Raw genomic sequence first — 24,971 nt, 5'->3', positions numbered from 1 at the left:
GTCAATACCGGAACACGACCGGAAACAGTTAGGTTCGTTGACGGTTGCAACAAACCACCCCCACCCTGTGACCCGTGAGAACCCCCCTGCTGGTGGCAGCGTTGGCAGCAGCGGCGATCGTTCCTGTGTGGACGGTCGCGGCGCAGGCCGACGTGGTGCCCGGAACCGCTTATCAAGTGACGAACGTCGGCAGCGGAAAGTGCGTGGAGTCGCTGGGAACGGCCAACGGCGCACAGCTCCGCCAACAAGGATGCTCAGGACAGACCTGGACCTTCACGCCCACGAGCGACGGCTACTACACGGTCGGCGACGGCCAGGTCTGGGACGTCTCGAACGTCTCCACCGCGGACAACGCGGCCGTCCACATGTGGCAGTCGTTCAACGCGAACAACCAGCAATGGCGCGCTGAGGCCGTCGGCACGGACACCTACCGGTTCGTGAACCGCAACAGCGCCAAGTGCCTCGACGTACCCGGCGCGTCGACCGGTGACGTCCAGTTGGTCCAGTACACCTGCAACGGGACCAACGCACAGCTCTTCCGCCTCACCGGCGGCACGCAGCAGCCGGGCCAGCCCGACTTCGGCCCGAACGTGCTGATCTTCGACCCGTCGATGTCCTCCGCCACGATCCAGGCGCGGCTCAACGACGTCTTCCGTCAGCAGGAAGAGGGTCAGTACGACGCGCGCCGGTACGCGATCATGTTCAAGCCCGGCAACTACAACGTCGACGTCAACATCGGCTTCTTCACCCAGGTCCTCGGCCTGGGCCTGCTGCCGGACGGCGTGACGATCAACGGCCAGGTGCACGTCGAGGCCGACTGGTTCGAGGGCAACGCGACGCACAACTTCTGGCGTGGCGCGGAGAACCTCGCGGTGCGGCCGCCGTCGGGCACGAACACGTGGGCCGTCTCGCAGGCCTCCGCGATGCGCCGCACGAAGATCTACGGCAACATGCAGCTCGACGACAACGGCTGGTCGAGCGGTGGTTTCCTCGCCGACTCCGTGGTGACGGGCCAGGTACGCTCCGGTTCGCAGCAGCAGTGGCTGTCGCGCAACACCGAGTGGGGCTCCTGGACCGGTGAGAACTGGAACATGGTGTTCGTCGGTGCCCGCAACGCACCGCAGAACACGTTCCCGGAGCCGCCGTACACCACCGTCGCGCAGACCCCCGTCGTGCGGGAGAAGCCGTTCCTGAACGTCGACGGCAGCGGCAACTACAACGTGTTCGTCCCGGCGCTGCGCTCCAACACCAGCGGCACCACCTGGGCCTCCGGTAACCAGCAGGGCACGAACATCCCGCTGTCGCAGTTCTACATCGCGAAGCCGGGCACCTCGGCCGCCACGATGAACGCGCAGCTCGCGGCCGGCAAGCACCTGCTGCTCACGCCGGGCATCCACCAGGTCTCGGAGCCGATCCGCGTCACCCGCCCCGACACCGTCGTGATGGGCCTCGGTCTCGCGACCGTCATGCCCACCAACGGCAACCTGGCGCTCGACGTGGCCGATGTGGACGGTGTGAAGATCGCCGGCCTGCTCCTCGACGCGGCCCCGACCAACTCGCCGCTGCTCGCGCAGATCGGCGCACCGGGCAGCAACGCCAACCACTCGGCCAACCCGACGTCGCTGCACGACTTCTACGTGCGCATCGGCGGTTCGGCCATCGGGCGGGCCACGACCTCGTTGGTGGTCAACAGCCACAACGTGATCGGCGACCACCTGTGGCTGTGGCGAGGTGACCACTCCATCGGCGTCGGCTGGGACGTCAACCGCGCGGACACCGGCCTGATCGTCAACGGCAACAACGTGACGATGTACGGCCTGTTCGTCGAGCACTACCAGAAGTACCAGACCATCTGGAACGGCCAGGGCGGCCGGACGTACTTCTACCAGAACGAGATGCCGTACGAGGCGCCCAACCAGGCGGCGTGGATGAACGGCTCGACCCGCGGCTACGCGGCGTACAAGGTCGCCAACAACGTCACGACGCACGAGGCGTGGGGCCTGGGCAGCTACATCTTCGCCAACGCCAACCCGAGCGTGGTGGCCGACCGGGCGTTCGAGGTGCCGAACACCCCGGGCGTCAAGTTCCACAGCATGGTGACGATCTCGTTGGGCGGCAAGGGAACCATCGAGCGCATCATCAACAACTCGGGTGGACGGGTGACCGCCGGGTCCACCGAGGCCTACCTGGCCAACTACCCGTGATGTTTCCCCAAGAATTGATGTTCCACTGAGTGGTTTTGAGTTACGCATCCCCATGCTCCGGTCCGCATAGACTGGAGCATGGGGATTCTTTCTGAGCAGTTGCGGATCATTTCCGCTTTGAACCCGGTCTACAACGCGTTGACCTCGGTGTTCGACGTTGAGAGCGAGCCTGTCGGGCCACTCGCCGGAGTCACGTTCTCGGTCAAGGACAACATCGACGTGGCGGGCGCTGCCACGACACACGGCCTGAAGTCGCTGGCGGACAACGTGAAATCCGCGGACGCGCCCATAGTGGCGCGGCTGAGAGCCGCCGGGGCAACACCGATCGGGCACGCCAACATGCCGACGTTGAACGCCCGTGGCATGCACACGTACAGCGAACTGGCCGGGCACACCATCAACCCGTGGGACAGCACGAAGTCACCTGGTGGCAGCTCCGGCGGTGACGCGGTCGCGGTGGCCACGGGCATGGTGCATCTCGGGATCGGCAACGACAGCGGCGGCTCGCTGCGGCTACCGGCGTTCCTGAACGGCGTCTGTGCCCTGAAGCCGAGCCACGGCCGCTACCCGCAGGGCAGCGTGCTCGGCCAGCCCGACCCGTCGTTCCCCACCCAGGTCATGACCGTCGAGGGCCCTCTCGCCCGCACCGTCGCCGACCTGCGGCTGGTGCACGACCTGCTGTGCGGCGCGGATCCGGCCGATCCCCGCACCGTGCCGGTACCGGCCATCGGCCCGCCTGCTCCTCGGGTGGCCGGGTTCGTGCCGGGCGACCCGGTCGTCGAGGAGGCGGCCCGGCGCCTGGCCGAGGCCGGGCACGAGGTCGAGGCCGTCGAGGTGCCCCGGCTGGACGAGGCCGCTGACCTGTCGCTGCGGATGATCGCCACGCCGATCGCGCTGGGCTTCGAGCAGTTCGCCGCGTTCGCCGGGGAGGAGGTCGCGTTGTTCTCCCGCCACCTGCTGGAGGTGCGGCCCGGTCTCGACCTCGCGGAGTTCCTCGCGCTCACCGGCACCCGGCTGGCGATCCAGCGGGAGTGGGCGCAACTGCTCGACCGCTACCCGGTGCTGGTCGGGCCGGTATCCACCATTCCGTCGTTCGAGCCGGACCAGGACCGGCGCAGTCCTGAAGCGCTCGCCGAGTACTTCGACGCGCTGAAGCTGTGCGAGGCGAGCAGTTTCGTGGGCGTGCCGTCGGTAGCGGTGCCGACGGGGCTGCGGGACGGTCTGCCGACCGGCGTCCAGGTGATCTCCCGGAGGTACCGGGAGGACCTGGCCCTGGACGCCGCCGCGGTCCTGGAAACCCCGCTCAGCCCAGCCGTTTCGGCCGGTTGACCTTCATCTCGTCCATGTCCGTGACCTTGGCCTTCAGGCCCTGGAAGTCGACGCCGAGCGAGTCGAGGGCGGTGGCCGCCCGCCGCAGCCCCGCCTCGTCCGGCTTCTCGGCGGCGGTCAGGATCACGCGGTAGCTGAAGAAGTCGAGCTTCTCGTCGTAGGTGAGCGCGCCCTCCTCGCTGAAGCCGGCGTCGCGCAGGAAGTCGAAGCCCTTCAGGCGGTCCTGCAAGGAGACGCGCTGTTCGGAGGTGAGGTCGGCGAACCGGCCGCGGACGAGTACTCGGTAGGTGTGTTCAGCCACGAGCGAAGATGCTCCCCGAACGTCCCGTGGTCTGGCGAACGATTTCCCGAGTGCGAAAGAATCTGGACCATGAACGCAAAAGAGCTGGTCACGCGCATCCGAACGGAGCTGCACCCCGGTGAGCACGACAACCTCGTGGTCAAACTGATCGAAACCGGACAGGCCCCGCGCGCTGTGATCGCCACGTTCGCCGCCGAGGAGAACCACATCGTCTCGTCGGACTGGCGAACATTCCTGGCACTGGCGGCGAAGGCCGGGGAGCCGAACGCGCGGGCGTTCTTCACGTTGCTCGCGGGCGGTGAGGAGCTCGTGCTGCCGATGCTGGAGCCGCTCGCGAAGGCCGCGGGCATGTCCGCCGAGGACTTCCACTCCTACGAGCCGTTCCCCGGCTGCCAGTCCTACCCCGCCTACCAGGCGTGGATGGCGCTCAACGGCGAGACGACGGACGTGATCCTCGCGATCCTGGCGAACTTCACCGCGTGGGGCGGCTACTGCGCGCGGATGGCCAAGGGGCTGCGCGAGCACTACGGGTTCGACGACGAGGCGTGCGCGTTCGTGGACTTCTTCGCCACGCCCGCACCGCAGCTCGAGGACCGGGCGGTCGCCGCGATCCAGGCCGCGCTCGACGCCGGCTGGCAGCCGAAGCACGCGTGGCGCTACGGCCGCCTGCTGCAGGCGTACGAACTGCAGTTCTGGTCCACGCTGGCCTGACAGAGACGGGGGCGGCTCGGGAAAGCCGCCCCCGACCCGTTATCGGGGCAGGTAAGCCCGGTGGGCCTTGGAGAACTCGTAGTTGTTGTACTTGTCCCAGTTGATCGACCACGTCATGAGGCCGCGCAGGTTCGGGTAGACGCCCTTCGGCTTGTAGCTGCCGCAGCGCGTGCCCTTGGTGAGGCAGTCCAGCGCGGTCTGGACGTCCGCGACGGACGTGAACCCGTTGCCCGCGTACTGCGCGGCGGGCAGGCCGATCGCGACCTGGTCCTGGCGCAGGCCCGCGAAGAACTTCGACGCGTCACCGCGCACCGGGAACCCGGCGAGCACCATGTCGGTCATCGCCACGTGGAAGTCCGCGCCACCCATGTTGTGGTACTGGTTGTCCAGCCCCATCACGGGTCCCGAGTTGTAGTCCTGCACGTGCAGCAACGTCAGGTCGTTGCGCATGGCCTCGATCACCGGCAGGTACGCGCCCGTGCGCGCGTCGCCGGTGCCCGTGCCGCCGTAGAACTGGTAGCCGACCTGCACGAAGAACGTCTCCGGTGCCATGGTGAGCACGAAGTTGGCTCCGTAGCGGGACTTCAGCTGCCGCAGCGCCGAGATCAGGTTCACGACCACGGGGGTGGTCGGGTTCTTGAAGTCGAGGTCACCGGGGTTCAGCGACAGCGAGTGGCCCTCGAAGTCGACGTCGAGACCGTTGAGGCCGTACTTGTCGATGATGCCGCCGACCGTGCGCACGAACGCGTCGCGCGCCGCCGTGGTCTCCAGCCGCACCTGGCCGTTCTGGCCGCCGATGGAGATGTTGACCTTCTTGCCCTTGGCCTGCTGGGCCCGGATGCCGGCGATGAACTCGGCCTCGGACTCGACGTTCGGGCACTCCGCGACCGGGCACTGGCTGAACCGCAGGTCACCGGACGTGGCGCTGGTGGGCTCGGCGAACGAGAGGTTGATGACGTCCCACTCGTCCGGCACGTCCTTCATGCGGATGTAGCCGGAGCCGTTGGCGAAGCTGGCGTGCAGGTAGCCGACGAGCACCTTGCGCGGCAGCTGACCCGTGGGCGGCTGACCGGTCGTGGTCGTCGTCGTGGTGGTGGTTGTAGTCGTCGTGGTCGTGGTGGTCGAACTGGTGGTCGGTCCCGTGCCACCCGTGCACGCCGCACCGTTGATCGTGCAGTTCGCCGGGTCGGCGGTGCCGGCGGCGTTGAAGCCGAACGTGACGCTGGCGCCGGGCGCGACCGTGCCGTTGTACTCCCGGTTGACGAACGCGTGGTGGTTGCCGCTCTTGGTGAGCAGCGAGTCCCAGTAGGCACCGACGGTGGTCGAGGCCGGGTAGTCGAACTCGACCTTCCAGGAGCTGATCGCCGCGCTGGTCTCGTTCTTGATCGTCACCGTCGCGGTGTACCCGGTGTCCCAGCCGTTCTTGGAGAACGTCGCCGTGACTCCGGCGGCGCTGGCGGGGGCGAGGCTCACGATCACGGTGCCGAGCACCAGTGCGGCCACCGCGGATATTCGTGCGAACAACAGCATGGGTTCCATCCCTCACGCGTTGGCGGCCGGCAGGGGGTCACCCCGAATTGGACTAGACCATCTATCGGGAAGTCAAGGTTCTAGACTTCTCGCCGTGCCCCACGCTCGTGCCGCCGACGGAACCGGTCTCTTCTACTCGGTCGAGGGCTCCGGGCCTCCGCTGCTGCTCATCGCGGGCCAGGCGAACTCGTCGAAGTGGTGGTCACAGGTCCGCGAGGACTTCTCCGCGCGGTTCACGACGATCGTCACCGACCACCGCGGAACCGGTTCCAGCGACAAGCCGGACGTCCCGTACAGCACGCGGATGTTCGCCGAGGACTGCGTGGCGATCCTGGCCGACGCGGGCATCGACCGGGCCCACGTCTACGGCACCTCGATGGGCGGCCGGATCGCGCAGTGGCTCGCGGCCTCGTCCGGCGACCACGTGGACCGCCTCGTGCTCGGCTGCACCTCCCCCGGCGGCCCGCACGGCATCGAACGCAGCGCCGAGGTGCGCAAGTCACTGGCCCAGGTCGACGCGATGAAGGCGCGCAGGGCGTTGGAAGAGCTGATGTACACACCGGCCTACCGCGGCCCGTACAACACGCTCGGCGACCCGCAGATGCCGCCCTACGCGCGCAAGCGCCACCTCTTCGCCAGCGCCGAACACGACGCATGGGACGTGCTGCCGTCGATCACCGCACCGACCCTCGTGGTGCACGGCACGGAGGACATCTTCAACCCCACGGCCAACGCACCCCTGATCACCGAACGGATCCCGGGCGCACGCATGCACCTCATCGAAGGCGCGCGCCACGGCTACTTCGAGGAGTTCCGCACCGTGGCGTCGCCTCTGGTGATGGACTTCCTCAGCCCGTGACCCACCGAAGGCCGCGCATCAACGCATGCCCCGCGAACCGCACGCCGGTGGCCTCCGCGATCGGCAGGTAGGGCAGCCCCAGCGGAATCCGCGCCCACGCCGGCAACGTGGCGACCGCGGTGGCGCTCAAGATCGCGTACGGCCCGCGCGCCAGCACCGGCAACGGAGCCTTGAACAGCAGGAACCGGGCCGCCTGCCGCGCCTCGTGCGTCCCTTTCAGCTCGACCCGGTAGGAGTCCAGCTTCGCTTCGAGCTCGGCTGTGGTGCGCGGCGGGTCGGGAATGCCCATCTCGTCGGCGATGACGGCCATGTCGGCGACGTACCCGTCGTAGTCGTCGAGCGGCTTCTCGCCGTAGCGCTGGTGGCAGCGCAGGAAGCTGTCGACCTCCGCGACATGCACCCAGCCCAGCAGATGCGGATCGTCGGCACGGTACTGCCGGCCATCGGGCGCGGTGCCGTGGATGTGCTGATGCACGCGCCCCAGCCGTTCAACGGCCTTGCGCGCATCCACGGCCGTGCCATAAGTGGTGACGCCGACGAACAGGCTCGTGCGATGCAACCGGCCCCACGGATCGTTGCGGTAGTCGGAGTGCTGCGCGACGGCCGCCATCGCCAGCGGATGCAACGACTGCAACAACAACGCCCGCAGCCCGCCGATGAACATGGCGTGGTCGGCGTGCACGTGCCGGATCGGCCGGTCCGCCGAGAACAGGCGAGGGCCGGGCGCGTCGTGGATCCGGCGGGCGTGTTTCTCCCGCTCCGGACCCGCGACCTTCTCGAAGAGTCCCTCGCTCAGCTGACGCCGCAATGCCTCCAGCATCGCTCCATCATGCGTCTCAACTGGTGGGTTCGGGAAGACGCAGCCACAGATCAGGTGCGGTGAACGGCTTGTCGTTGCGAGGGCGCACGCCCACGTACGCACAGCAGTAGGCAACGGCCTTGCTCACGTACAGGTGCGACAGCAGCACCTCCGCCGTGGAGTCCTCCTCGTGAGGCCCGCCGCCGGGATGCAGATCCCACCCGATGATCTCGCCGTCGCGGTGGATCGCGCCCTGGTTACCGCTCTTGGGGTTCGCGTACATGGTGTAGGCGACGGTGCCCGCGGACAGCAGCCTGCCCACCGCGGGCGTCTTCAGCGCGTAGCTCCAGGGCTGCATCAGGACGCAGCCGCCAGGCACATCGGTGACGCCGACGGTGCGCTCGGTGTGCTCGCCGAACGGACCTTGCCACCACTCCCCCGTCATCACCGAGTCCGGGACCTCATCCTCGGGCACTACCTCGGCGTTCAGCCTCCGGACGGCCTCGGCCGCGTCGACGTCCGCGACACAGGCCAGGCTGAAGCCGTCGTAGTCGGGGAACCCGTTCAGCGCGGCCGTCAACCTGCCGCTCTCCGCTGCCGCCGCCCACTCGTCCGCGGTCAGCACCTCGTCCGACGGGATCACGTGCGCCGTGGTGAGGCTGAGACGGGCGGGCGACCAGCCGGACATCATGGGGCGCACCGGATCCGCGCCCGCGGCGAGCAGCACCTGGACGCTGTCGGCCTTGCCCTTGTGCACGGCCCGCCACAGCGCGGTGCGGCCCTCGACGACCTGGTCCAAGTCGGCGACGCGGGCTGCCACCTCCGCCACGACCTCGGCCGTGCCCCGTTCCGCCGCCAGGTGCAGCGGTGTCATCCAGACCGTGCCGCCGTCCGGGTCCGCACCCGCGTCGAGTCGCGCGCGCACGACGGCGAGGTTCTTCCAGTCGTGGTACGAGATTCCTTGCCAAGCACGTTCCCCCATGGACGGCACCCTACCGAGGCAAGATGCCGTCCCACCTGGAGATCAGCCGATCGCGATCTGGTCCAGATCAGGCGCACCCGCCGTGTCGTTGCCGAACCTGATGGTGTTGGCACCGGCGTTCAACGCCACCGGAATCTCGGCCACATAAGGCGTGTTGTTGCCGATCCCGTCGAGTTTGACCTCGACCGCCGCACCACCGTTGACCGAGACGAAGTACGACCGCGGCCCGTTCACCGTGAACTGGATGAACAGCCGGTAGGACCGCGTCTCGGGCACCGTCACGTTCGGGAAAGTCACCGCCGCACCAGCGCTGCCGCCGATGTTGCGCACCTTCTCCGCGCCGGAGCACGCCCCACAGCCCGTCAGTCCGGTGCTGCCGAACTGGTTCGCCGAGTCCTCCGCCTCGCGCACGAACACGCGGTCGGCGGGCCGGGTGCGCACCGGCACCGTGCCCGAGACCTTGCGGCCGGTGCCGAGCAGCTCGAACGACGCCGTCACCGGGATGCTCACCGAACCCACGTCCGCGGGCGAGGTGGCAGTCCAGGTGCCTTCCAGCAGCCCGGCCAGGCGCATCGACGCGCGGGTGGCCGGCGCTCCGGTCAGCGTCCAGCCGGCGGGCAGCACCGGGGCGAGCGAGACGTCGTCGATCTGGTCGTCGGCGTCGAGCCGCAGCCGTGCGGTGATCTTCACGGACTGCTGGCCAGGCCCGACCCATTGCACGCCATGGGGTTCCACGGTCAGGGTCGTCTTCGGTGTGTAGGTCGAGGGAGGCAGGCCGCCCACCGAGATCCGGTCCAGGCCGAGCCGGCTGCCGGACACCTTCACCGTGTTGCGGCCCGCGTTCAACGGCACGGCGACGAACGCCGGTGCCGGCACGTCCGCGCGATCACGAGGTACGGCAACGGAAATCGGCGCCGCGTCGTTCACGGAGACCGAGACGCTGGACGCCTCGGCGGACGTCATGTCGAGCTGCAGGCGGTAAGTGCCTGCCGCGCCAACGGAAACATCGCGGAACGTCACGCCGCCGAGCCCGGTCACCTGCCGAGTTCCCGAACAGGCCGCGCAGAACTCGCTGCGCGCCGAACCCGACCGGACCGCGTCCTCGGCTTCCAGCGCGTTGGACCGGAGACCGCGCGGATAGCTGTGGCCGACCCGGATCTCGTCGATCCGCAGCTCCTTGAAGTAGACGGGAGCCTGCGGCCCGCCCCAGGTGTTCAGCACGGTCAGCTTCAGGAACCGCGCGGACTGCGAGCCGATGTCGATGAACTGGGTCCCGCGCGCCGACGGCAACGCGCCGCTGCGGACGTGCCACCAGTTCCGGCCGTCGACGGAGGCCGTCACCTGGTAGTCCTTGATGCGCGAGGAGTCCTCCGGCCTGCCGAACGACACGCGGGCGTGCGTCGGCGACGACTCGCGCTGGTTGACGGCGAGGAACGCTGCCTCCTTGCGGCGGCCGAGGTCGAGCGAGATCGAGACGGGCTGAGCGGCGCCGGCGTCCCAGAAACTCTCGTAGCTGCCATCGGTCAGGTTGGAAGCCGGGAACCCAGCGGCCGAAGATGTCGCCGAGGCCTTCACGCCGGTGTAGAAGCCTTGCTGCCCAGCGGTTTCCACGGCGAACACCGTGTCGTACTCGTCCCACTGAGTAACACCCTGGATCGTCAGGTGCCCGGCCGACTGCGCGAACCGCATCCGTTCCCCGGTGCGCAGATCACGAACACCGGTGACCCGGTACCCGTTGTCCCGCAGGCGAACGAAGTCGGCGCGCGGACGAGAGACCACGTGCACGTACTGCTTGCCGGACCGGGGGTTGATCGTGATCACGCCGTGCGCGCCGTCGTTCCAGAACCCCGGCTGCATGCCGCCGTACAGGTACCCGGCGCCCTCGACGCCCTGGATCGACTCGCGGATCGGCGGCACCCACGAGGCCATGAAGTTGTTGTAGGCCTCTTGTTGTGCGGGCATCCGGCCGTTCACCATCGGTGTCTCGGCCATCAGCGACTTGATCGACGAACCCGCGTTGGTGATGTAGCGGCCGGTGTTCAGGCGGGTGTCGACGGCGTGGTTCCCGCCGTCGTACCACCAGTCGCCGGTGGTCGGCAGCTTGTAGCAGGCCTCGGACAGGCGCGGCATCGGCGTGAACGTCGCCGCCGGGTAGTCGTAGGACGGGACCATGCCGGTCTTCTGCTCGTTCGAGACCGTGTCCATGATCGGTGTGTCCTCGTTGTTGTTGCTCAGCAACCACGTCGGGCGCAGCTGCCGGATCTGTTCGTAGAGCTTGTTGCGCTCCCAGTACTCGTTGTCGTTGTCGATCCAGAAGCCCGCGAGGTCGTCGTAGTTCTTCATGACCTCGAAGAAGAGGTCGTAGCTGTACTTGCCGAAGCCCTCGCGCGTGGTGAGGTCGACCTGCTCGCCGCGGTAGGCCGAGTAGGCGGCCGAGTCGAGCATCTGCACGCCCTGCTCGCTGTGCCACTGCGGGTCGTCGGTCATGTAGAGGATCACCTTGACGCCCTTGGCCTTGCCCGATCGGACGAGCTCGCCGAGCAGGTCGCGTTCGGTGGCACAGCTTCCGGGGACCTTCGACGGCCACGGCCGCGCGTAGCCCAGCCGCGAGTGGAACGTCGCCAGCACGACGTAGGAGGCGCCGAGCTTGCGGGCCTCGTCGATCCAGTAGTCCGGTGTCCAGCCGCCACCGGTGACGTCGCGCTCCCACTCGGCGCAGTTCAGGTGCTTCGGGGCGGTGAACATGCCCCAGTGCAGGAACAGCCCTGCGGTCGACTGGCGCAGCCACTCCTGGCGAGGATGCGTCACCTCGGCCTGAGCGGTTCCTTGAGTCATCACGAGCAGACTTGCGAACAACGCGGCCACCACGGCCAGACACCAACTGCGCTGTCTCATGACCATCGCCTTCTCGTCGAGGGCGGCGGCGAGAAGATCCGATGATTGCAACCGGAACACGTGGGGTCAAGCCCCGGAAAGGCCAGAAACAGGAGGACTCATCGGATCATTCGGTTTCAAGATCGCCAGCGTGGTAATCAAGGCCCGTCACGATCAACTTGCCGCACGAGGGGAGAGAGAAGCGGATGGACGAGACGCACCTGCCCGGCTTCTACCACGACGCGGAGGCGGTCTCCCGGCTCGGACAGCGGCTCACGCTGCTGTTCAGCCGCGTGAGGCTGATCGGCGCGGTGGTCGCGGCGGTGGGCGGTGCGTTCAAGTGGCAGATCGGCGGCAGCGGCGTCGACGTCTGGGCGTGGGTGGCGCTGGGCGGGTTCCTCATCGCCCTGTTCGGCGAGCTGCTGCTGTGGGTGATCCACCCGGAGCTGAAGTGGAACGCGGGCAGGACCGTCGCCGAACGCGTGAAGTCGCTGGCGTGGCGCTACGCCGTGGCGGGCGACCCGTTCCACGGCGGTGCCCCCGACCCGCGCAAGGACCTGGACCTCGCCATCGCCGACGCGATCAAGGACCACCGCAGGGAGGTCATGCTCACCAGCGCGAACGCAGAGGGCGAGCAGTTCATGACCGAGCTGCGAGCCAGACCGTTCGACGAGCGCAGGACCATCTACCGCGACTCCCGCGTCCAGCCGCAGCTGCAGTGGTACCGCGAGAGGTCCGCGATGAACGAGACCCGCGCCAACGTCTTCCGCGTCCTGCTGATCGCGGGTGAGCTCGTCGCGATCCTCTTCGCCATCCTGCGGATCAACGGCGTCTGGGACGTAGACCTGTCCGGCGTCATGGCCGCGGCCGTCGCGGGCGGCGCGGCGTGGATCGGGCTGCGCCAGTACGAGAACCTCAGGGTCTCCTACGCGGCGGCGGCCGGCGAGCTCGCGGACATCTACCACCGCCTCCCCTACGCGCGGGAGAGCGACTGGGCCGCCACCGTCGCCGAGACCGAGGCCGTGATCAGCAAGGAGCACACCGCCTGGCTCGCGTCACGCCCCAGCGCGACCTGAGCCAGGCCGGCGTTCGCTCAGGCCAGTGCCTCGACGACCTTCGTGACCATCGCCCGTTCCGCCGCGGCCACCTCGCCGTCCGCGCCCGCGACCGAGCGGCACATCTCCGACACGGCGGCGCGGAAGATCGCCACGTCCCGCGGCTCGTGCGCGTTGATGATCGCCACGGACTCCCGCAGCGCGGCCAGGACACCGGACTCCACATCGGACGCGGAGCCCTTCGGCAACGAGGGCGGCGCCGCGGCGATGATGGCGCGCAGGTCGTCCGTGAGCAGGGTGATGGCCCTGACGCCCGCCTGGCTCTCCTCGTCGACCGAGCCGGGGTCCGCCGTGGACACCAGCACCATGGCACCGAAAACGGCCGTGCGGAGGGTCTGCCCCTCCGCCTCCGTGTACGCAGTCATGGGCGCAAGCCTATGCAACGATCAGTGGCTATGAGTGCGGGTCAGGTGCTTGGCGCCAACATCAGGGCGTTCCGCGAGCGACGCGGGTTGTCGCTGTCGGAGCTCGCGCGGCGGTCGTCCATCGCCAAGGGCACGCTGTCGCAGCTGGAGAGTGGCGCGGGCAACCCGACGATCGACACAGTGTTCAGTTTGTCGAACGCTCTGGACGTGCCAGTGTCGGAACTGGTGACCGAGCGGACGCCGCCGGACGTCGTGCTGGTGCGGGCCCGCGACGTGGAGGTGCTCAGCAGCAACGCCGTCGACCTGAGGCTGATGCGGCGGATGGACATCGGGGACACCGTGCTGGAGATCTACGACCAGCGCGTCCGGCCCGGCGCGACCCAGACCAGCGAAGGTCATCCTGGCAAGGAGCACGTGCTGGTCACGAGCGGCCGGCTGCGGGTGGGCCCGGCGGACGAGCCGTACGAGCTGGGACCGGGCGACTACGTGTGCTTCCCCGGCTCGACGCCGCACTCGTACGAGACCGTCGACGGTGAGGTCAGTTCGGTACTGGTGCTGGAGTATCCGAAGCACTAACGTTCATTCTAATGAACGGAGGTGGCGATGAACCCGGACGTCGTGGTCATGGGCGCGGGCATCATCGGGGCCGCGTGCGCCCAGGCCCTGCGGGCGCGCGGGCTCCACGTCGTCGTCCTCGACCGGCACGGACCGGCGTCGGGCACCAGCGCGGCCGGTGAGGGCAACGTCCTGGTCAGCGACAAGGAACCCGGCCCGGAACTCGACCTCGCCCTGGCGAGTCGCGACCTGTGGCCGGAGCTCGCGGAAAACGCCGAATGGGAGGAAAAGGGCGGACTGGTCGTCGCCACGACCCCCGAGGCCGTCGAGCCGCTCCACGCCTTCGCCGCGAAACAACGGGCCGCGGGCATCGACGCCTGCGAGATCACCACGGCGGACGCGCTGAGCTTCGAGCCGCACCTCAACCCCGGGATCACCGCCGCCGTCCACTACCTCCAGGACGCTCAGCTCAACCCGGTCAAGGCCACCCGCGCCCTGCTGCGCGGCATCGAGGTCCGGCGCGCCGAGGTGTCCACAACGGACGGGCGTTCGGTCACCACGTCCGACGGCGTCATCAGCTGCGGCGCGGTCGTCAACGCCACCGGACCGTGGGCGCGGAGCTTCGGCGTCAACGTGCTGCCCCGGCGCGGCGTGGTGCTCGTGACCACCCCGATCCCCGGCACGATCCGGCACAAGGTCTACGACGCGGACTACGTCGGCGCGGTCGCGAGCGGCGACGCGGACCTGCAGACGTCCGGCGTGGTCGAGTCGACGCAGGCCGGCACGGTGCTGATCGGGTCGAGCCGCCAGCGCAGGGGCTTCGACGACACGATCGAGAGCCGCGTGCTGAAAGCGTTGGCGCTCAAGGCGATCGCGCTCTTCCCGATGCTGACGAACGTCCCGGTCATGCGCGCGTACGGCGGCTTCCGCCCGTACGCGCCGGACCACCTGCCGATCATCGGCGAGGACCCGCGCACGCCGGGCCTGTGGCACGCCACCGGGCACGAGGGCGCGGGTGTGGGGCTCGCGCCGGCGACCGGACGCCTGCTCGCCCAGCTCCTCACGGGCGACAGCCCGCTCGTGGATCCCCATCCGTTCCGCGTCGACCGGCCCGAGGTGATGGTGTGAAGGTGACGTTCAACGGGCTGCAGCGCGACGTCGCGCACGTCGCGGAGTTGTTGCCCGGCAGGTTCTTCTGCGGCATCGGCGTGTGCTTCGGCTGCGTCGCGGAGATCAACGGCGTGCCCGAGGTCCGCGCGTGCCGCCACCCGTTGCGCGACGGCGACGTGATCAGGACGACGTCATGAGGGTCGTGGTCGTGGGGGCGGGACCGGCCGGGATGGCCGCCGCGCGCACCGCCGCCGACGCGGGCGCCGAGGTGGTGATGGTCGACTCGGAACCGGACGCGGGTGGGCAGTACCTGCGCGGCCGCGTCAAGTTCAGCCATGCCGGGGTCACACACCTCAAGAACACCGAGGTGTGGATGGTGGAGGGAAACACCCTTCATCTACGCGGGCCGCAGCAACTGCGGTTCGACTCGCTGGTCATCGCGACCGGCGCCTACGACCGGCCGCTCCCCTTCCCCGGCTGGGACGGCCCCGGCGTGATCACCGCGGGCGCCGCCCAAGCGCTCGCCAAGCAGGGCGTGACGCTGGCCGAACGCGTGATCATCGCGGGCACCGGCCCGTTCCTGCTGCCCGTCGCGACCGCGTTGCAGGACCTCGGCGCCACGCTCGTCGGCGTCTACGAGGCCTCCTCCCCTGCCCGGTGGCTGCGCGAAGGCAAGGCGATCGCCGCGAACCGGCACAAGATCGGTGAGCTCGCGAGCTACCGGAAGGTGCTGCCGCGCCTGGAGACCCGCACCGCCGTGATCGCCAAGCACGGTGATCGGGTGACCGTCGCGAAGCTCGACAGCCGGTGGCGCCCGGTCAGCCACCGCACCGAGCGGGCCGACCTCGTCTGCATCGGCTACGGCTTCCTCCCGCGCACCGACCTCCTGCCGAACGCCAGTCGCACCAACGACTTCTACGACGTCGACGAACACCAGCGGACCTCGGTCGAGCACGTCTACGCGGCCGGTGAGGTCACCGGCATCGGCGGCGCCGACCTCGCCGAGGCCGAGGGCGTCATCGCCGGTGCCGCCGCGGCCGGGCAGAAACCTCCGCAGAAGGCCGTGGAAGCCGTGCGCAAGGGCCGTTTGTTCGCCCAGGCCCTCGCCAGAGCGCATGCCGTGCAACCGGGCTGGCAGACGTGGCTGGATCCGGACACCACCGTGTGCCGCTGCGAGAAGGTCAGTCTCGAAGACCTGGCCGACGCGACCAGCATGCGCGAGCTCAAGCTCACCTGCCGCGTCGCGATGGGCCGCTGCCAGGGCCGCATCTGCGGCCGCAACGCCAGCGAACTGACCGGTGTCCCGTTCGACGGCCAGCGCCGCGTGATCGCGGTCCCGATCCCCCTAGGCGAACTCGCCACGCTCCCAGAGGAGATGTCATGACCGAACGCCTCGACGGCGTCATCGTCGCCACCGCGCTCCCCTACGCGGAGGATCCCAGCGCACCGGCCGGACTGCGCCCCGACCTGGAGAAGTTCGCCGAGCACTGCCGGTGGGTCGTCGAGAACGGCTGCCGCGGCGTCGGCCCGAACGGCTCGCTGGGCGAGTACTCGTCGCTGACCGACGCGGAACGCCGCGAGGTCGCCCAGACCGCCATCGCGGCGGTCAAGGGCAGGGGCATCGCCGTCATCGGCGTGCACGGCGTGGGCGCGCACCAGGCCCGGCACTGGGCCGAGCTGGCGGCCGAGGACGGCGCGGACGGCGTGCTGTGCCTGCCACCGACGATGTACCGGGCCAACCGCGGCGAGGTCGTGCACCACTTCCGCGAGGTCGCGAAGGCCGGGCTGCCGATCATGGTCTACAACAACCCGATCGACACCAAGGTCGACCTGACGCCGGACCTGCTGGCCGAGCTCGGCCAGATCGAGAACGTCGTGGCGGTCAAGGAGTTCTCCGGCGACGTCCGGCGCGTGCTGGAGATCCGCGCGGCCGCCCCGCACCTCACCGTGGTGGCGGGCGCGGACGACGTCGTGCTGGAGAGCCTGCTGATGGGCGCGACCGGCTGGTTCGCGGGCTACCCCAACGTGTTCCCGGCCGAGAGCGTCGAGCTGTACGACCTGGCGCTGGCAGGCGAACTGGACAAGGCCAGGGCGTTGTACGAGAAGCTCGTGCCTGCGTTCCGCTGGGACTCGCGCACCGAGTTCGTGCAGGCCATCAAGCGTTCGATGGACTACGTCGGCCGCTTCGGCGGTCCGTGCCGTCCCCCGCGCGGCCCGCTGAGCGCCGAGCAGCTCGCCCAGGTCGACGCGGACATGAAGCTGGCGACGTCATGAGGTTCGCGAAGTACTACAGCGCCGTCGACTCGCACACCGAGGGCATGCCGACGCGGGTGATCACGGGCGGGGTCGGCGTGATCCCCGGCGAGACCATGGCCGAGAAGCGGCTGAACTTCATCAAGAACCACGACCACATCCGCAGGTTCCTGGTCAACGAGCCGCGCGGCCACGCGGCCATGAGCGGCGCCATCCTGCAGCCGCCGACCCGCCAGGACGCGGACTGGGGCGTGCTGTTCATCGAGGTCTCCGGCCTGCTGCCGATGTGCGGGCACGGCACGATCGGCGTCGCCACCGTGCTGGTCGAGACCGGCATGGTCGAAATGACAGAACCTGTCACGACCGTGCGCCTGGACACCCCCGCCGGGCTGGTCCTCGCCGACTACGACACCCGCACGAAGCTCGTGACGATCCGCAACGTCCCGGCGTACGCGCACGAGCTGGACGCCGTCGTCACGGTGCCCGGACTCGGCGAGGTCCGCTACGACATGGCATACGGAGGCAACTTCTACGCCATCGTGCCGCTCGCGGACCTGGGCATCCCGTTCGACCGGGCGGAGAAGGACCGGATCCTGGCCGCCGGTCTGTCCATCATGGACGAGATCAACGCGGCGAACCGGCCGGTGCACCCCGTGGACGCGGCGATCAGCGGCTGCAAGCACGTCCAGTTCACCGCCCCTGGCCAGGACGGCGCCCACTCGCGCAACGCGATGGCCATCCACCCCGGCTGGTTCGACCGTTCCCCCTGCGGCACAGGCACTTGCGCCCGAATGGCGCAGCTGCACGCCCGCGGCGGGCTGGGCATCGGCGAGGACTTCGTCAACGAGTCGTTCATCGGCACGAGGTTCATCGGCCGGCTGCTGGAGGAGGTGCCGCTCGGCGACCGCACTGCCGTCGTGCCCACAGTGGCCGGACGGGCGTGGATCACCGGCATGGGTCAGTATCTTCTGGACGCGACCGACCCGTTTCCTGAGGGATTCGCGCTTTAGGGCCTGTGTCGAAGTCTCGTTCGATGAGAGTCGAGCCTGAGGTGGTTTCTGGTGGTGCGGCCGAACGGCCCGCGTACCGGTGTTGTACGTGGGCCGTTCGGCCGTGCCGCCAGGGGCCGCCTCGGGCCCGGCTATCGCGAACGAGACTTCGACACAGGCCCTGAGTCACTAGAGTCAAGTTCGTGACAACGACGCCCAGTCTGGAAGCGCTGCTGCGCATCGGACCATTCCACGCAGCACTGCGCGCGGCCATCCGCCGGCGTGGCCTGACGCTGGAGCGGCTCCGGCTACGCCTCTCGCAGCAGGACGTCGCGGTGGCGTTGTCGACGCTGAGCGACTGGCAGCAGGGCCGGGTGCGGCCGGTGTCCCCGAAGTCGCTCAGGGCCGTGTCGGTGCTGGAGGAGCTGCTGGAGGTACCGCCGCGCTCGTTGCGGACGCTGCTGGAGCACACCGGCCCGAGCGGCTGGCCGGACGTCGTGCCCGGCATGATGCCCGGCTTCAACGCCAACGACCTGGAGATCCTCTCCCGGCACGACAGGGTGTTCGTCGACGCCGCCCGGCACGCGTCGCGGGTCGACGCGCAGGTGGTCGTCCGTGCGCGCCGCGACGGCGTCGACCGCTTCCACGCGCACTACTTCTGCGACGACTCGGTGGAGACGGCGGAGGTGCGGCAGGAACCCGTCCGCAACTGCCGTCTCGGCCGGACCACGCGCGACGAGACCGAGCGCGTGGTCGTGGACGAGCTGCTGTTCGACAAGTCGCTGGTGGAGGGCGAGACCTGGGTCTTCGAGTACACCGCGCACGACCCGACGCGGCTGGACAGCATCGAGTACGCGCACGGCGTGCGGTGCTTCCTCGCGCAGAGCCTGATCGAGGTGCACTTCGACCCGGCCGCGCCGCCGGTCGACCCGCACGTCTACCTGCAGGACTGGGAGGAGCAGGAACCGCACCGGACGATCGACCTGGAACCCGACCACACGAACTCCGTGCACCACTTCGAGACTGACGTGTCGGTGAACTGGGTAGGTATCCGCTGGAGGTGGGCGTAGATGATCACTACCGACTTCGTGCCCGGAGCGCCTGCCTGGATCGATCTGGGCACGTCCGACGAGGCCGCCGCTGCGGAGTTCTACGGGCGCGTGCTCGGCTGGGACTACCGGCCGCTCGACAGCCCGGGCAACGGCGTGTTCACCCACGACGGGCGGACGGTCGCCGCGCACGTGCCGTCGCAGTCCGGCTCGTGGACCGTCCACTTCGCCGCCTCCGGCGCCGAGGCGGTCACGGACGTCCGGCTGACGGATCCGCACGGCGGGGAGTTCGGGCTGTGGCGGGATCTCGCCGGCCTCGACGCGGTCTCGGTGCCGGGGGCGCTGACGTGGCTCGAGCTCCACTCCCCCGCGCCGTCGGTCTCGGCGGCCTTCTACCGGTCGCTGCTCGCGTGGGAGATCGAGATGATCCCCGGTGCGCCGGGGCAGTTCCTGCGGCCGGCGGGTACGGGCGAGGGCCGGTTGTTCGGCGCGATCGTCGCGGACACGCAGGCTTTCTGGCTGCCTTACTTCGAGGTGGCCGATGTGGATCGGATCGCGTCGTCCGCGCCGGTGCTCCTCGCACCGCATGACCTGGACGGAGTCGGCCGGATCGCGGTGCTCGTGGACCCGTTCGGGGCGCGGTTCGGGGTCATGCGTTCCGTTACCGTCGAAAGCCTCCCGAATTCGGGAGTCGCCGGTTAGCGTGCGCAGGTGCAGTTGCCGTGGAGAGCCGCGCCCAGGGCGGCGCTGTCGAGTCCGCTCACGCTGGTCGTGAGCATCGCGACGACGTTGCTGCTGGGCTTCGTGGTGGCCGCGGCCGCACTGCACTCCTCCGCCGCGGGCAGTGCCGCTCTCGCCTACCAGCTGGGCCGGATGTGCCCGCAGTCCGTGCACCCGTCGCTGGACGGGGACGGGATGCCGCTGGCCGCGGCCGCCGACCTGGCGGCGCGCAGTGATCTGGGCGCCGCGTACACGTCCATCGGCCGGCCCGACTTCAACGGGCTCGCGACCTACGGCCGGTTCGGTTACCGGCCGGACGCGTTGTCTCACCTGACCGTGGTCCAGGGCGGTGGCACCGGGTTGTGGGTGCCGCAGACGATCGCCACCGCAGCGAAGGTGCGCGTCGGTGACCGGCTGACCGGGTCGCCGCTGGTGGTGAGCGCGATCTACGCGGACCTGGCGCACCCGGTGTCCGGGTGGTGGTGCTCCGAGGCGAAGCAGGTCGTGCCGAACCCGCTCGGCGCCGACGGCGCCAGCACCTCGGTGATCTGGGTGGCACAGGCCTCCGACCTCGCGTCGCTGCCACCGGAGTTCACGGGACGTGCCTCGGTGTCGTTGCGCTTCCCGGTGGAGCCGCCGACGACGCTCGCCGAGGCGGAAGTGCTGCGGGACAACGGCAACGCGCGGCTGGCGTCGCTCGGACTGTCGCTGACCAAGACCGACCTGCTGTCCGGTGCCATCACGGCGGCGCGGACCTCCGAGCGCAACGTGTCGTCCGCGCTGCTGCCGTTGGTGATCATCAGCGTGCTGGTCGGGCTCGCGGGTGTGGGCACCGTGACCGTGCAGTGGGCGCAGCGCCGGCATTCCGAGCTGCGGCTGCTGTGGGTGCGCGGCGCCAGTCCGTTGTCGCTGGGCCTGCGCGGTGTTCTCGAACTCGGGGCACCGCTGGTCGTCGGCGGTCTGCTGGGACTGCTGGCCGCCCGGCTGCTGCTGCCGCTGTACGCGCCAGGAGTGGTGCTGGCCTCAGGGACGCTCTGGGTGGCGCTGGGGTTCGTGCTGGCCGTGGTGGTGCTGAGCCTGGCCGTGACGGTGCTGGTGGCGTCCTGGCGGACGCACCGGACGTTCCAGACCCAGGTGAAGGCACGGCGGCTCGCGCTCGTGCCGTGGGAACTGGTCGTCGCCGGCCTGGCCGTCCTGGCCTGGGTCCGGCTGTCCCACAACGGGCTGGGCACGTCGCTGAAGTCCGGTTCACTGCCGCGCATCGACGTGGCCGCGCTCGCGTTCCCTCTGCTCGTGGTGCTGGCGGTCGCGTTGTTCGCGACACGGGTGCTGCGCTGGTCGCTGGGGTGGTCGCACCACGTGCAGTGGTGGCGGGTCCCTGCCGCCCAGCTGGCGGTGCGCCGTCTGGCCGCCGCGGCCGGACCCGTGACCGGCGTGCTGCTCGTGGGCGTGCTGGCGGTCGGCACCATCGCCGTCGGCAGCGCGGTCGCGGGCGCGCAGCAGTCGGCGCTCGACTCGAAGTCGGGGGTGTTCGTCGGCGCGAACAGCACGGTCCAGGTGTCGCAGGAAGTCGCGCTCGGCCGGGTCGCGCTGCCGTCGGTGTTGCGGGGCAACACGACCCTCGTCGGGGTGAGCACGGGCGCGCTGGTCGTGGACCCCGCGACGTTCACCGACGCGGCCGTGCTGGACGACGCCCCCGCGGTGCGGACGCTGCTCTCCGGATTGAAGCGCAACGGCGAGGTCGCGCCCGCGTTGCGCATCGGCCGCTCGGCGAACCAGGAGATCCAGATCGCCGGCCTGCCGCTGCTCAAGCCCGTGGCGGCGCTGCCGTCGTTCCCGAAGCTCGGCACGCGCGGGTACGTCGTGGCCCGCGACTCGGTACCCGCAGTCGAACAGGTCGGCTCGTGGCACCTGTGGTCGACGCTTCCGTTGTCCGCCTTGACCTCCGCACTGCAGGCAGAGGGCATCCACTACACGAACGTCGCCGACCGCGCCCGCGTGCTCGACGGCCTGCCGTTCCTGACCGTCGAGTGGACCTTCGGCTTCGTGGCGGCGATCGGCGTGGTCCTGGCCGTGGTGGCGGCCGTGGCGTTGTTGCTGGCCATCGAGGTGCGGCGTCGGCAGAACGCCGTCTCCGGTGCCCTGTCGACCCGCATGGGCATGCGTCCGTCCGTGCTGTGGTCGAGTCATCTGCTGGAAGTGGGCGCGTTGGCGTTGCTGGCACTGGGGATCGGTCTGGTGGCCTCGTTCGCGAGCGCCGGAGCGGCCGTCCCGCGCCTGGACCCCGCGCCCTGGATGAACCCGGCACCGGTGCTGCCGGACCTGCTGCCGTTGCTGGGGTCGATGATGACGTGCGGTGCCGTGGTGGTCGTCGTGGCGGCCTGGCTCGCGTTGCGCGGTGTGCGAACCGCGCGGATGGGAGAGTTGCTCAGGTGATCCGCGCTTGTGGCGTAGGGGTTTCCTACGGTTCCGTGCGCGCCGTCGCGGACGTGTCGCTGTCGATCGCGCCCGGCCTCACCGTCCTGTCCGGCCCCTCCGGTGCCGGCAAGTCGACGCTGCTGCGGGTGCTCTCGCTGATCGAACGCCCGTCGCTCGGCGAGGTGTTCGTGCACGACGTGCCGACCTCGTCGCTGTCGTGGGCGGAGCTGCGCGCGTTGCGGCGCAAGGAGATCGCCGTGGTCTTCCAGAACCCGGCGGACAACCTGATCTCGCACCTGACCGTCGGCGAGAACCTCCGTGCGGCCGGTGCCGACGACTTCGAGCTGCTCGACCAGCTCGGCCTGGGCGGGTCCGCGACCTGGCGGATCGGCGCGCTCTCCGGTGGGCAGCAACAACGTCTGGCGTTCGGGTGCGCGCTGGCCCGTGGCGCCTCGGTCGTGGTGGCCGACGAGCCGACCTCGCAGCTCGACGTGCGGTCGGCCGACCTGGTGCTGGAGATCCTGGGGTCCCTGCCGGTCCCCGCCGTGGTGGCGTCGCACGATCCGCGCCTGGTGTCGCTGGCGGACCTGTGCATCCCGCTGGCCGCGTCGTGATCCGGGCGGCCGGGGTGCACCGGGCGTTCGGCGGGGTCTCCGTGCTGCGCGGGGTGGACCTCGCGGTGTCGGCGGGTGAGCTGGTCACGCTGAGCGGGCCGTCCGGGTCGGGCAAGACCGCGCTGCTGTCGTTGTTGTGCGGCTTCGACTTCCCGGACAGCGGGTCCGTGCTGCCCGGCCTGGCCTCGTGGTCGGCCTGCGCGGTGCTGCCGCAGTCGCTCGGGCTCGCCACCGAGCTGACGCTGGAGGAGAACGTCGCCCTGCCGTTGCGGCTGGCGGGACGCGAGATGGCCGGGGTCGCCGAACTGCTGGCGGAGCTGGGGATCTCTCGCCTGGGCCGCCGGTATCCGGGGCAGGTGTCGTTCGGGCAGCAGCAACGGGCGGCGCTGGCACGGGCCGTGGTGGCCCGGCCCGCCGCGTTGCTCGCGGACGAACCGACCGCGCACCTGGACGCCGTGAGCGCGGCCGCGGCCGTGGGACTGCTGCGGCGGGTCGCCGACGAAGGCGCCGCGGTGCTGATCGCCACGCACCACGACGCCGTGCACGCCGTCGCCGACCGCGTGCTGCTGCTGGCCGACGGACAGGTTCAGACCGCGGGCGGCCTGTCCTCGTAAGGCGTGGAGAGCACCACCGTCGTCCGCGTCGACACGTTCGCCGACTCCCTGATCTTCTGCAGGAGCTCCTCCAGCGCGACCGGCGAGCCGACGCGGACGCGCAGGACGTACGACGCGTCGCCCGCCACCGAGTAGCAGGCCTCGATCTCCGGGAGGTGCTCGAGGCGCTTCGGGTAGTCGTCCGGCTCGGCCGGGTTGATCGGGAACAGCGAGATGAACGCGGACATCGGCAGGCCGATCTCCGCGCCGTCCAGACGGGCCGCGTAGCCCTTCACGATGCCGCGCTGCTCCAGGCGCTTCACGCGCTGGTGCACGGCCGAGACGGACAGGCCCACCCGCTCGGCCAGGTCGGTGAAGCTGCACCGGCCGTCCGAGGCGAGCTCCTTCAGTATCGCTCTGTCGATCTGCTCGAGGGTCAAAGCACCACCAGGTCGTGAGGTCGGTTGTTGAAGGACTCGACGCCGTCCGCGGTGGCGACCACGATGTCCTCGATGCGCGCGCCCCAGCGGCCGGGCAGGTAGATGCCGGGCTCCACGCTGAAGGCCATGCCCGCTTCGAGCGGCAGGGAGTTGCCGCTGACGATGTAGGGCTCCTCGTGCACGTCCAGGCCGATGCCGTGGCCGGTGCGGTGCACGAAGTACTCGCCGAAGCCCGCGTCGGTGATGACCTTGCGGGCGACGGCGTCGATCTCCTCGCAGGTGACGCCGGGCTTCACGGCGTCGACCGCGGCCTGCTGCGCCGCCTGGAGGACCGCGTACGTCTCGCGGACGTCGTCGTAGGAGGGCTCGCCCATCACGTACGTGCGGGTCGAGTCGGAGTTGTAGCCCTCGGCGACCGGGCCGCCGATGTCGATGACCACGACCTCGCCCGCCTGCACCACGCGGTCGGAGTCGCGGTGGTGCGGGGACGCGCCGTTGGGGCCGGAGCCGACGATCACGAAGTCGGCGATGGTGTGGCCTTCCTCGACGATCGCGGCGGCGATGTCCTTGGCGACCTCGCGCTCGGTGCGGCCCACCCGCAGGAACTCGCCCATCCGCGCGTGCACCCGGTCGATCGCCTGTCCGGCCTTGCGCAGGGCGTCGATCTCGGCGGCGTCCTTGCGCATGCGCAGCTCGCGGATGATCGGCCCGGCCAGCGACTGCGCGCCGCCGATCGCGTGGCCGAGCTTGATGGTGTGCAGCGCGGGCATCATGTCCGCCACGGCCGTGCGGTCGCCCTTCAGCGCGTCCTTGACCAGCGCGTACGGGTCCTCGCCGTCGACCCAGGTGACGACCTCGACGCCGAGTTCGTCCGTGGGGATGGCCGCGTACCCCGGCTGCTCCAGCTTCGGCACGACCAGCCGCGGCGTGCCGCCCACCGGCAGCGCGAGGCAGGTGAGGCGCTCGAACGAGTCGCCACCGGCACCGATCAGGTACCGCAGGTCCGAGCCGGGCGAGATGAGGAGGGCGTCGACGCCCGCCTGCTCGGCGGCGGCGGTTGCGCGGTCGAGCCGCGCGCGCAGCGCGGACACGTCGATGGGCCCGGTGATCGTTGCCATGCTCGAAATCCTAGTGCGTGGACCGCGTCGCCTGCCTGTCGCC

The 24,971-nt window shown here is 69.8% G+C and carries 23 protein-coding genes and 1 pseudogene; 16 read left to right on the top strand and 8 right to left on the bottom strand.

Annotated features, from left to right (window positions below):
- Positions 1-74: 74 nt before the first annotated feature.
- Positions 75-2,204, top strand: coding sequence for an RICIN domain-containing protein (locus ACSHWB_RS29795; RefSeq protein ID WP_439656585.1), 2,130 nt, complete (start codon positions 75-77; stop codon positions 2,202-2,204).
- A gap of 78 nt (positions 2,205-2,282) precedes the next feature.
- Positions 2,283-3,533, top strand: coding sequence for an amidase family protein (locus ACSHWB_RS29790; RefSeq protein WP_439656584.1), 1,251 nt, complete (start codon positions 2,283-2,285; stop codon positions 3,531-3,533).
- Here the strand turns inward: ACSHWB_RS29790 and ACSHWB_RS29785 are convergent.
- Positions 3,508-3,834, bottom strand: a complete 327-nt coding sequence (locus ACSHWB_RS29785) for a DUF6204 family protein (protein WP_439656583.1) — start codon at positions 3,832-3,834, stop codon at positions 3,508-3,510. The genes ACSHWB_RS29790 and ACSHWB_RS29785 overlap by 26 nt on opposite strands.
- Before the next feature lie 69 nt (positions 3,835-3,903).
- On the opposite strand from ACSHWB_RS29785, the gene ACSHWB_RS29780 reads away from it, so the two are divergent.
- Positions 3,904-4,545 carry a transcriptional regulator gene (locus ACSHWB_RS29780; protein ID WP_439656582.1) on the top strand — a complete coding sequence of 214 codons (642 nt, stop codon included), beginning with the start codon at positions 3,904-3,906 and terminating at the stop codon, positions 4,543-4,545.
- Positions 4,546-4,584: 39 nt separating this feature from the next.
- Here ACSHWB_RS29780 and ACSHWB_RS29775 read toward each other — a convergent pair whose 3' ends face one another.
- Positions 4,585-6,075, bottom strand: a complete 1,491-nt coding sequence (locus ACSHWB_RS29775; RefSeq protein ID WP_439656581.1) for a chitinase — start codon at positions 6,073-6,075, stop codon at positions 4,585-4,587.
- A gap of 94 nt (positions 6,076-6,169) precedes the next feature.
- On the opposite strand from ACSHWB_RS29775, the gene ACSHWB_RS29770 reads away from it, so the two are divergent.
- Positions 6,170-6,934 (top strand): alpha/beta fold hydrolase, encoded by a 765-nt coding sequence (locus ACSHWB_RS29770; protein ID WP_439656580.1) that lies wholly within the window; start codon positions 6,170-6,172, stop codon positions 6,932-6,934.
- On the opposite strand, the gene ACSHWB_RS29765 is transcribed toward ACSHWB_RS29770, so the two are convergent.
- From ACSHWB_RS29765 to ACSHWB_RS29755, 3 genes are read right to left on the bottom strand one after another with little or no spacing between them, the layout of a single operon-like run.
- A complete protein-coding gene (locus tag ACSHWB_RS29765; RefSeq protein ID WP_439656579.1) occupies positions 6,924-7,754 on the bottom strand; it encodes an oxygenase MpaB family protein in 831 nt (276 codons plus the stop codon). The two genes, ACSHWB_RS29770 and ACSHWB_RS29765, sit on opposite strands and share 11 nt — an antisense overlap.
- A gap of 16 nt (positions 7,755-7,770) precedes the next feature.
- The gene (locus ACSHWB_RS29760) at positions 7,771-8,715 is read right to left on the bottom strand and encodes an ankyrin repeat domain-containing protein (protein WP_439656578.1); all 945 of its coding nucleotides are present in this window, start codon (positions 8,713-8,715) and stop codon (positions 7,771-7,773) included.
- Between the two features lie 42 nt (positions 8,716-8,757).
- Positions 8,758-11,616, bottom strand: a complete 2,859-nt coding sequence (locus tag ACSHWB_RS29755) for an alpha-L-fucosidase (RefSeq protein WP_439664692.1) — start codon at positions 11,614-11,616, stop codon at positions 8,758-8,760.
- A gap of 179 nt (positions 11,617-11,795) precedes the next feature.
- On the opposite strand from ACSHWB_RS29755, the gene ACSHWB_RS29750 reads away from it, so the two are divergent.
- Positions 11,796-12,665, top strand: a complete 870-nt coding sequence (locus ACSHWB_RS29750; protein ID WP_439656577.1) for a DUF4231 domain-containing protein — start codon at positions 11,796-11,798, stop codon at positions 12,663-12,665.
- A gap of 17 nt (positions 12,666-12,682) precedes the next feature.
- Here ACSHWB_RS29750 and ACSHWB_RS29745 read toward each other — a convergent pair whose 3' ends face one another.
- Positions 12,683-13,069, bottom strand: a complete 387-nt coding sequence (locus ACSHWB_RS29745; RefSeq protein ID WP_439656576.1) for a hypothetical protein — start codon at positions 13,067-13,069, stop codon at positions 12,683-12,685.
- Positions 13,070-13,099: 30 nt separating this feature from the next.
- On the opposite strand from ACSHWB_RS29745, the gene ACSHWB_RS29740 reads away from it, so the two are divergent.
- The 11 genes and pseudogenes from ACSHWB_RS29740 to ACSHWB_RS29690 all read left to right on the top strand — a co-directional run bounded on the left by ACSHWB_RS29740 (position 13,100) and on the right by ACSHWB_RS29690 (position 23,391).
- Positions 13,100-13,645: a helix-turn-helix domain-containing protein gene (locus ACSHWB_RS29740; protein ID WP_439656575.1), complete on the top strand. Its 546-nt coding sequence runs from the start codon at positions 13,100-13,102 to the stop codon at positions 13,643-13,645.
- 27 nt (positions 13,646-13,672) lie between these two features.
- Positions 13,673-14,752 carry an NAD(P)/FAD-dependent oxidoreductase gene (locus ACSHWB_RS29735; protein ID WP_439656574.1) on the top strand — a complete coding sequence of 360 codons (1,080 nt, stop codon included), beginning with the start codon at positions 13,673-13,675 and terminating at the stop codon, positions 14,750-14,752.
- Complete coding sequence (locus ACSHWB_RS29730; RefSeq protein WP_439656573.1) at positions 14,749-14,931, top strand: 2Fe-2S iron-sulfur cluster-binding protein; 183 nt, start codon at positions 14,749-14,751, stop codon at positions 14,929-14,931. The genes ACSHWB_RS29735 and ACSHWB_RS29730 overlap by 4 nt, the downstream gene beginning before the upstream one ends.
- The gene (locus tag ACSHWB_RS29725; protein ID WP_439656572.1) at positions 14,928-16,118 is read left to right on the top strand and encodes an FAD-dependent oxidoreductase; all 1,191 of its coding nucleotides are present in this window, start codon (positions 14,928-14,930) and stop codon (positions 16,116-16,118) included. The genes ACSHWB_RS29730 and ACSHWB_RS29725 overlap by 4 nt, the downstream gene beginning before the upstream one ends.
- On the top strand, positions 16,115-17,008 hold the full coding sequence (locus ACSHWB_RS29720) for a dihydrodipicolinate synthase family protein (protein ID WP_439656571.1): 894 nt from the start codon (positions 16,115-16,117) through the stop codon (positions 17,006-17,008). The genes ACSHWB_RS29725 and ACSHWB_RS29720 overlap by 4 nt, the downstream gene beginning before the upstream one ends.
- Positions 17,005-17,997: a proline racemase family protein gene (locus ACSHWB_RS29715; protein ID WP_439656570.1), complete on the top strand. Its 993-nt coding sequence runs from the start codon at positions 17,005-17,007 to the stop codon at positions 17,995-17,997. Before ACSHWB_RS29720 ends, ACSHWB_RS29715 begins: the two co-directional genes overlap by 4 nt.
- A 182-nt stretch (positions 17,998-18,179) precedes the next feature.
- Entirely contained in the window at positions 18,180-19,046 is an 867-nt protein-coding gene (locus tag ACSHWB_RS29710; protein WP_439656569.1) for a hypothetical protein, read from the top strand.
- Positions 19,047-19,727, top strand: a complete 681-nt coding sequence (locus ACSHWB_RS29705) for a hypothetical protein (RefSeq protein WP_439656568.1) — start codon at positions 19,047-19,049, stop codon at positions 19,725-19,727.
- 9 nt (positions 19,728-19,736) lie between these two features.
- Positions 19,737-22,181 carry an ABC transporter permease gene (locus tag ACSHWB_RS29700; RefSeq protein ID WP_439656567.1) on the top strand — a complete coding sequence of 815 codons (2,445 nt, stop codon included), beginning with the start codon at positions 19,737-19,739 and terminating at the stop codon, positions 22,179-22,181.
- A 56-nt stretch (positions 22,182-22,237) separates the two neighbouring features.
- Positions 22,238-22,777 (top strand): annotated as a pseudogene (locus ACSHWB_RS29695) (ATP-binding cassette domain-containing protein); the annotation flags it as partial.
- On the top strand, positions 22,753-23,391 hold the full coding sequence (locus ACSHWB_RS29690) for an ATP-binding cassette domain-containing protein (protein ID WP_439656566.1): 639 nt from the start codon (positions 22,753-22,755) through the stop codon (positions 23,389-23,391). The pseudogene ACSHWB_RS29695 and the gene ACSHWB_RS29690, both read left to right, overlap by 25 nt.
- Here ACSHWB_RS29690 and ACSHWB_RS29685 read toward each other — a convergent pair.
- Both ACSHWB_RS29685 and ACSHWB_RS29680 read right to left on the bottom strand, forming a co-directional pair.
- Entirely contained in the window at positions 23,364-23,810 is a 447-nt protein-coding gene (locus ACSHWB_RS29685) for an Lrp/AsnC family transcriptional regulator (protein WP_090070266.1), read from the bottom strand. The genes ACSHWB_RS29690 and ACSHWB_RS29685 overlap by 28 nt on opposite strands.
- Positions 23,807-24,928 carry a M24 family metallopeptidase gene (locus ACSHWB_RS29680; RefSeq protein WP_439656565.1) on the bottom strand — a complete coding sequence of 374 codons (1,122 nt, stop codon included), beginning with the start codon at positions 24,926-24,928 and terminating at the stop codon, positions 23,807-23,809. Before ACSHWB_RS29680 ends, ACSHWB_RS29685 begins: the two co-directional genes overlap by 4 nt.
- Positions 24,929-24,971: the final 43 nt, after the last annotated feature.

This window comes from Lentzea sp. HUAS TT2, assembly GCF_051853195.1.
Classification (GTDB): Bacteria; Actinomycetota; Actinomycetes; order Mycobacteriales; family Pseudonocardiaceae; genus Lentzea.
The sequence above is the reverse complement of the archived record's forward strand: the minus strand, read 5'-3'. Positions and strand labels throughout refer to the sequence as shown.

What these genes read in the sequence shown, in the direction of transcription:
- ACSHWB_RS29790 (WP_439656584.1), top strand. Translation starts at nt 2,283, where the DNA reads ATGGGGATTCTTTCTGAGCAGTTGCGGATCATTTCCGCTTTGAACCCG.
- ACSHWB_RS29780 (WP_439656582.1), top strand. Translation starts at nt 3,904, where the DNA reads ATGAACGCAAAAGAGCTGGTCACGCGCATCCGAACGGAGCTGCACCCC.
- ACSHWB_RS29775 (WP_439656581.1), bottom strand. Translation starts at nt 6,075, where the DNA reads ATGCTGTTGTTCGCACGAATATCCGCGGTGGCCGCACTGGTGCTCGGC.
- ACSHWB_RS29765 (WP_439656579.1), bottom strand. Translation starts at nt 7,754, where the DNA reads ATGCTGGAGGCATTGCGGCGTCAGCTGAGCGAGGGACTCTTCGAGAAG.
- ACSHWB_RS29760 (WP_439656578.1), bottom strand. Translation starts at nt 8,715, where the DNA reads ATGGGGGAACGTGCTTGGCAAGGAATCTCGTACCACGACTGGAAGAAC.
- ACSHWB_RS29755 (WP_439664692.1), bottom strand. Translation starts at nt 11,616, where the DNA reads ATGGTCATGAGACAGCGCAGTTGGTGTCTGGCCGTGGTGGCCGCGTTG.
- ACSHWB_RS29750 (WP_439656577.1), top strand. Translation starts at nt 11,796, where the DNA reads ATGGACGAGACGCACCTGCCCGGCTTCTACCACGACGCGGAGGCGGTC.
- ACSHWB_RS29745 (WP_439656576.1), bottom strand. Translation starts at nt 13,069, where the DNA reads ATGACTGCGTACACGGAGGCGGAGGGGCAGACCCTCCGCACGGCCGTT.
- ACSHWB_RS29740 (WP_439656575.1), top strand. Translation starts at nt 13,100, where the DNA reads ATGAGTGCGGGTCAGGTGCTTGGCGCCAACATCAGGGCGTTCCGCGAG.
- ACSHWB_RS29735 (WP_439656574.1), top strand. Translation starts at nt 13,673, where the DNA reads ATGAACCCGGACGTCGTGGTCATGGGCGCGGGCATCATCGGGGCCGCG.
- ACSHWB_RS29725 (WP_439656572.1), top strand. Translation starts at nt 14,928, where the DNA reads ATGAGGGTCGTGGTCGTGGGGGCGGGACCGGCCGGGATGGCCGCCGCG.
- ACSHWB_RS29720 (WP_439656571.1), top strand. Translation starts at nt 16,115, where the DNA reads ATGACCGAACGCCTCGACGGCGTCATCGTCGCCACCGCGCTCCCCTAC.
- ACSHWB_RS29715 (WP_439656570.1), top strand. Translation starts at nt 17,005, where the DNA reads ATGAGGTTCGCGAAGTACTACAGCGCCGTCGACTCGCACACCGAGGGC.
- ACSHWB_RS29705 (WP_439656568.1), top strand. Translation starts at nt 19,047, where the DNA reads ATGATCACTACCGACTTCGTGCCCGGAGCGCCTGCCTGGATCGATCTG.
- ACSHWB_RS29680 (WP_439656565.1), bottom strand. Translation starts at nt 24,928, where the DNA reads ATGGCAACGATCACCGGGCCCATCGACGTGTCCGCGCTGCGCGCGCGG.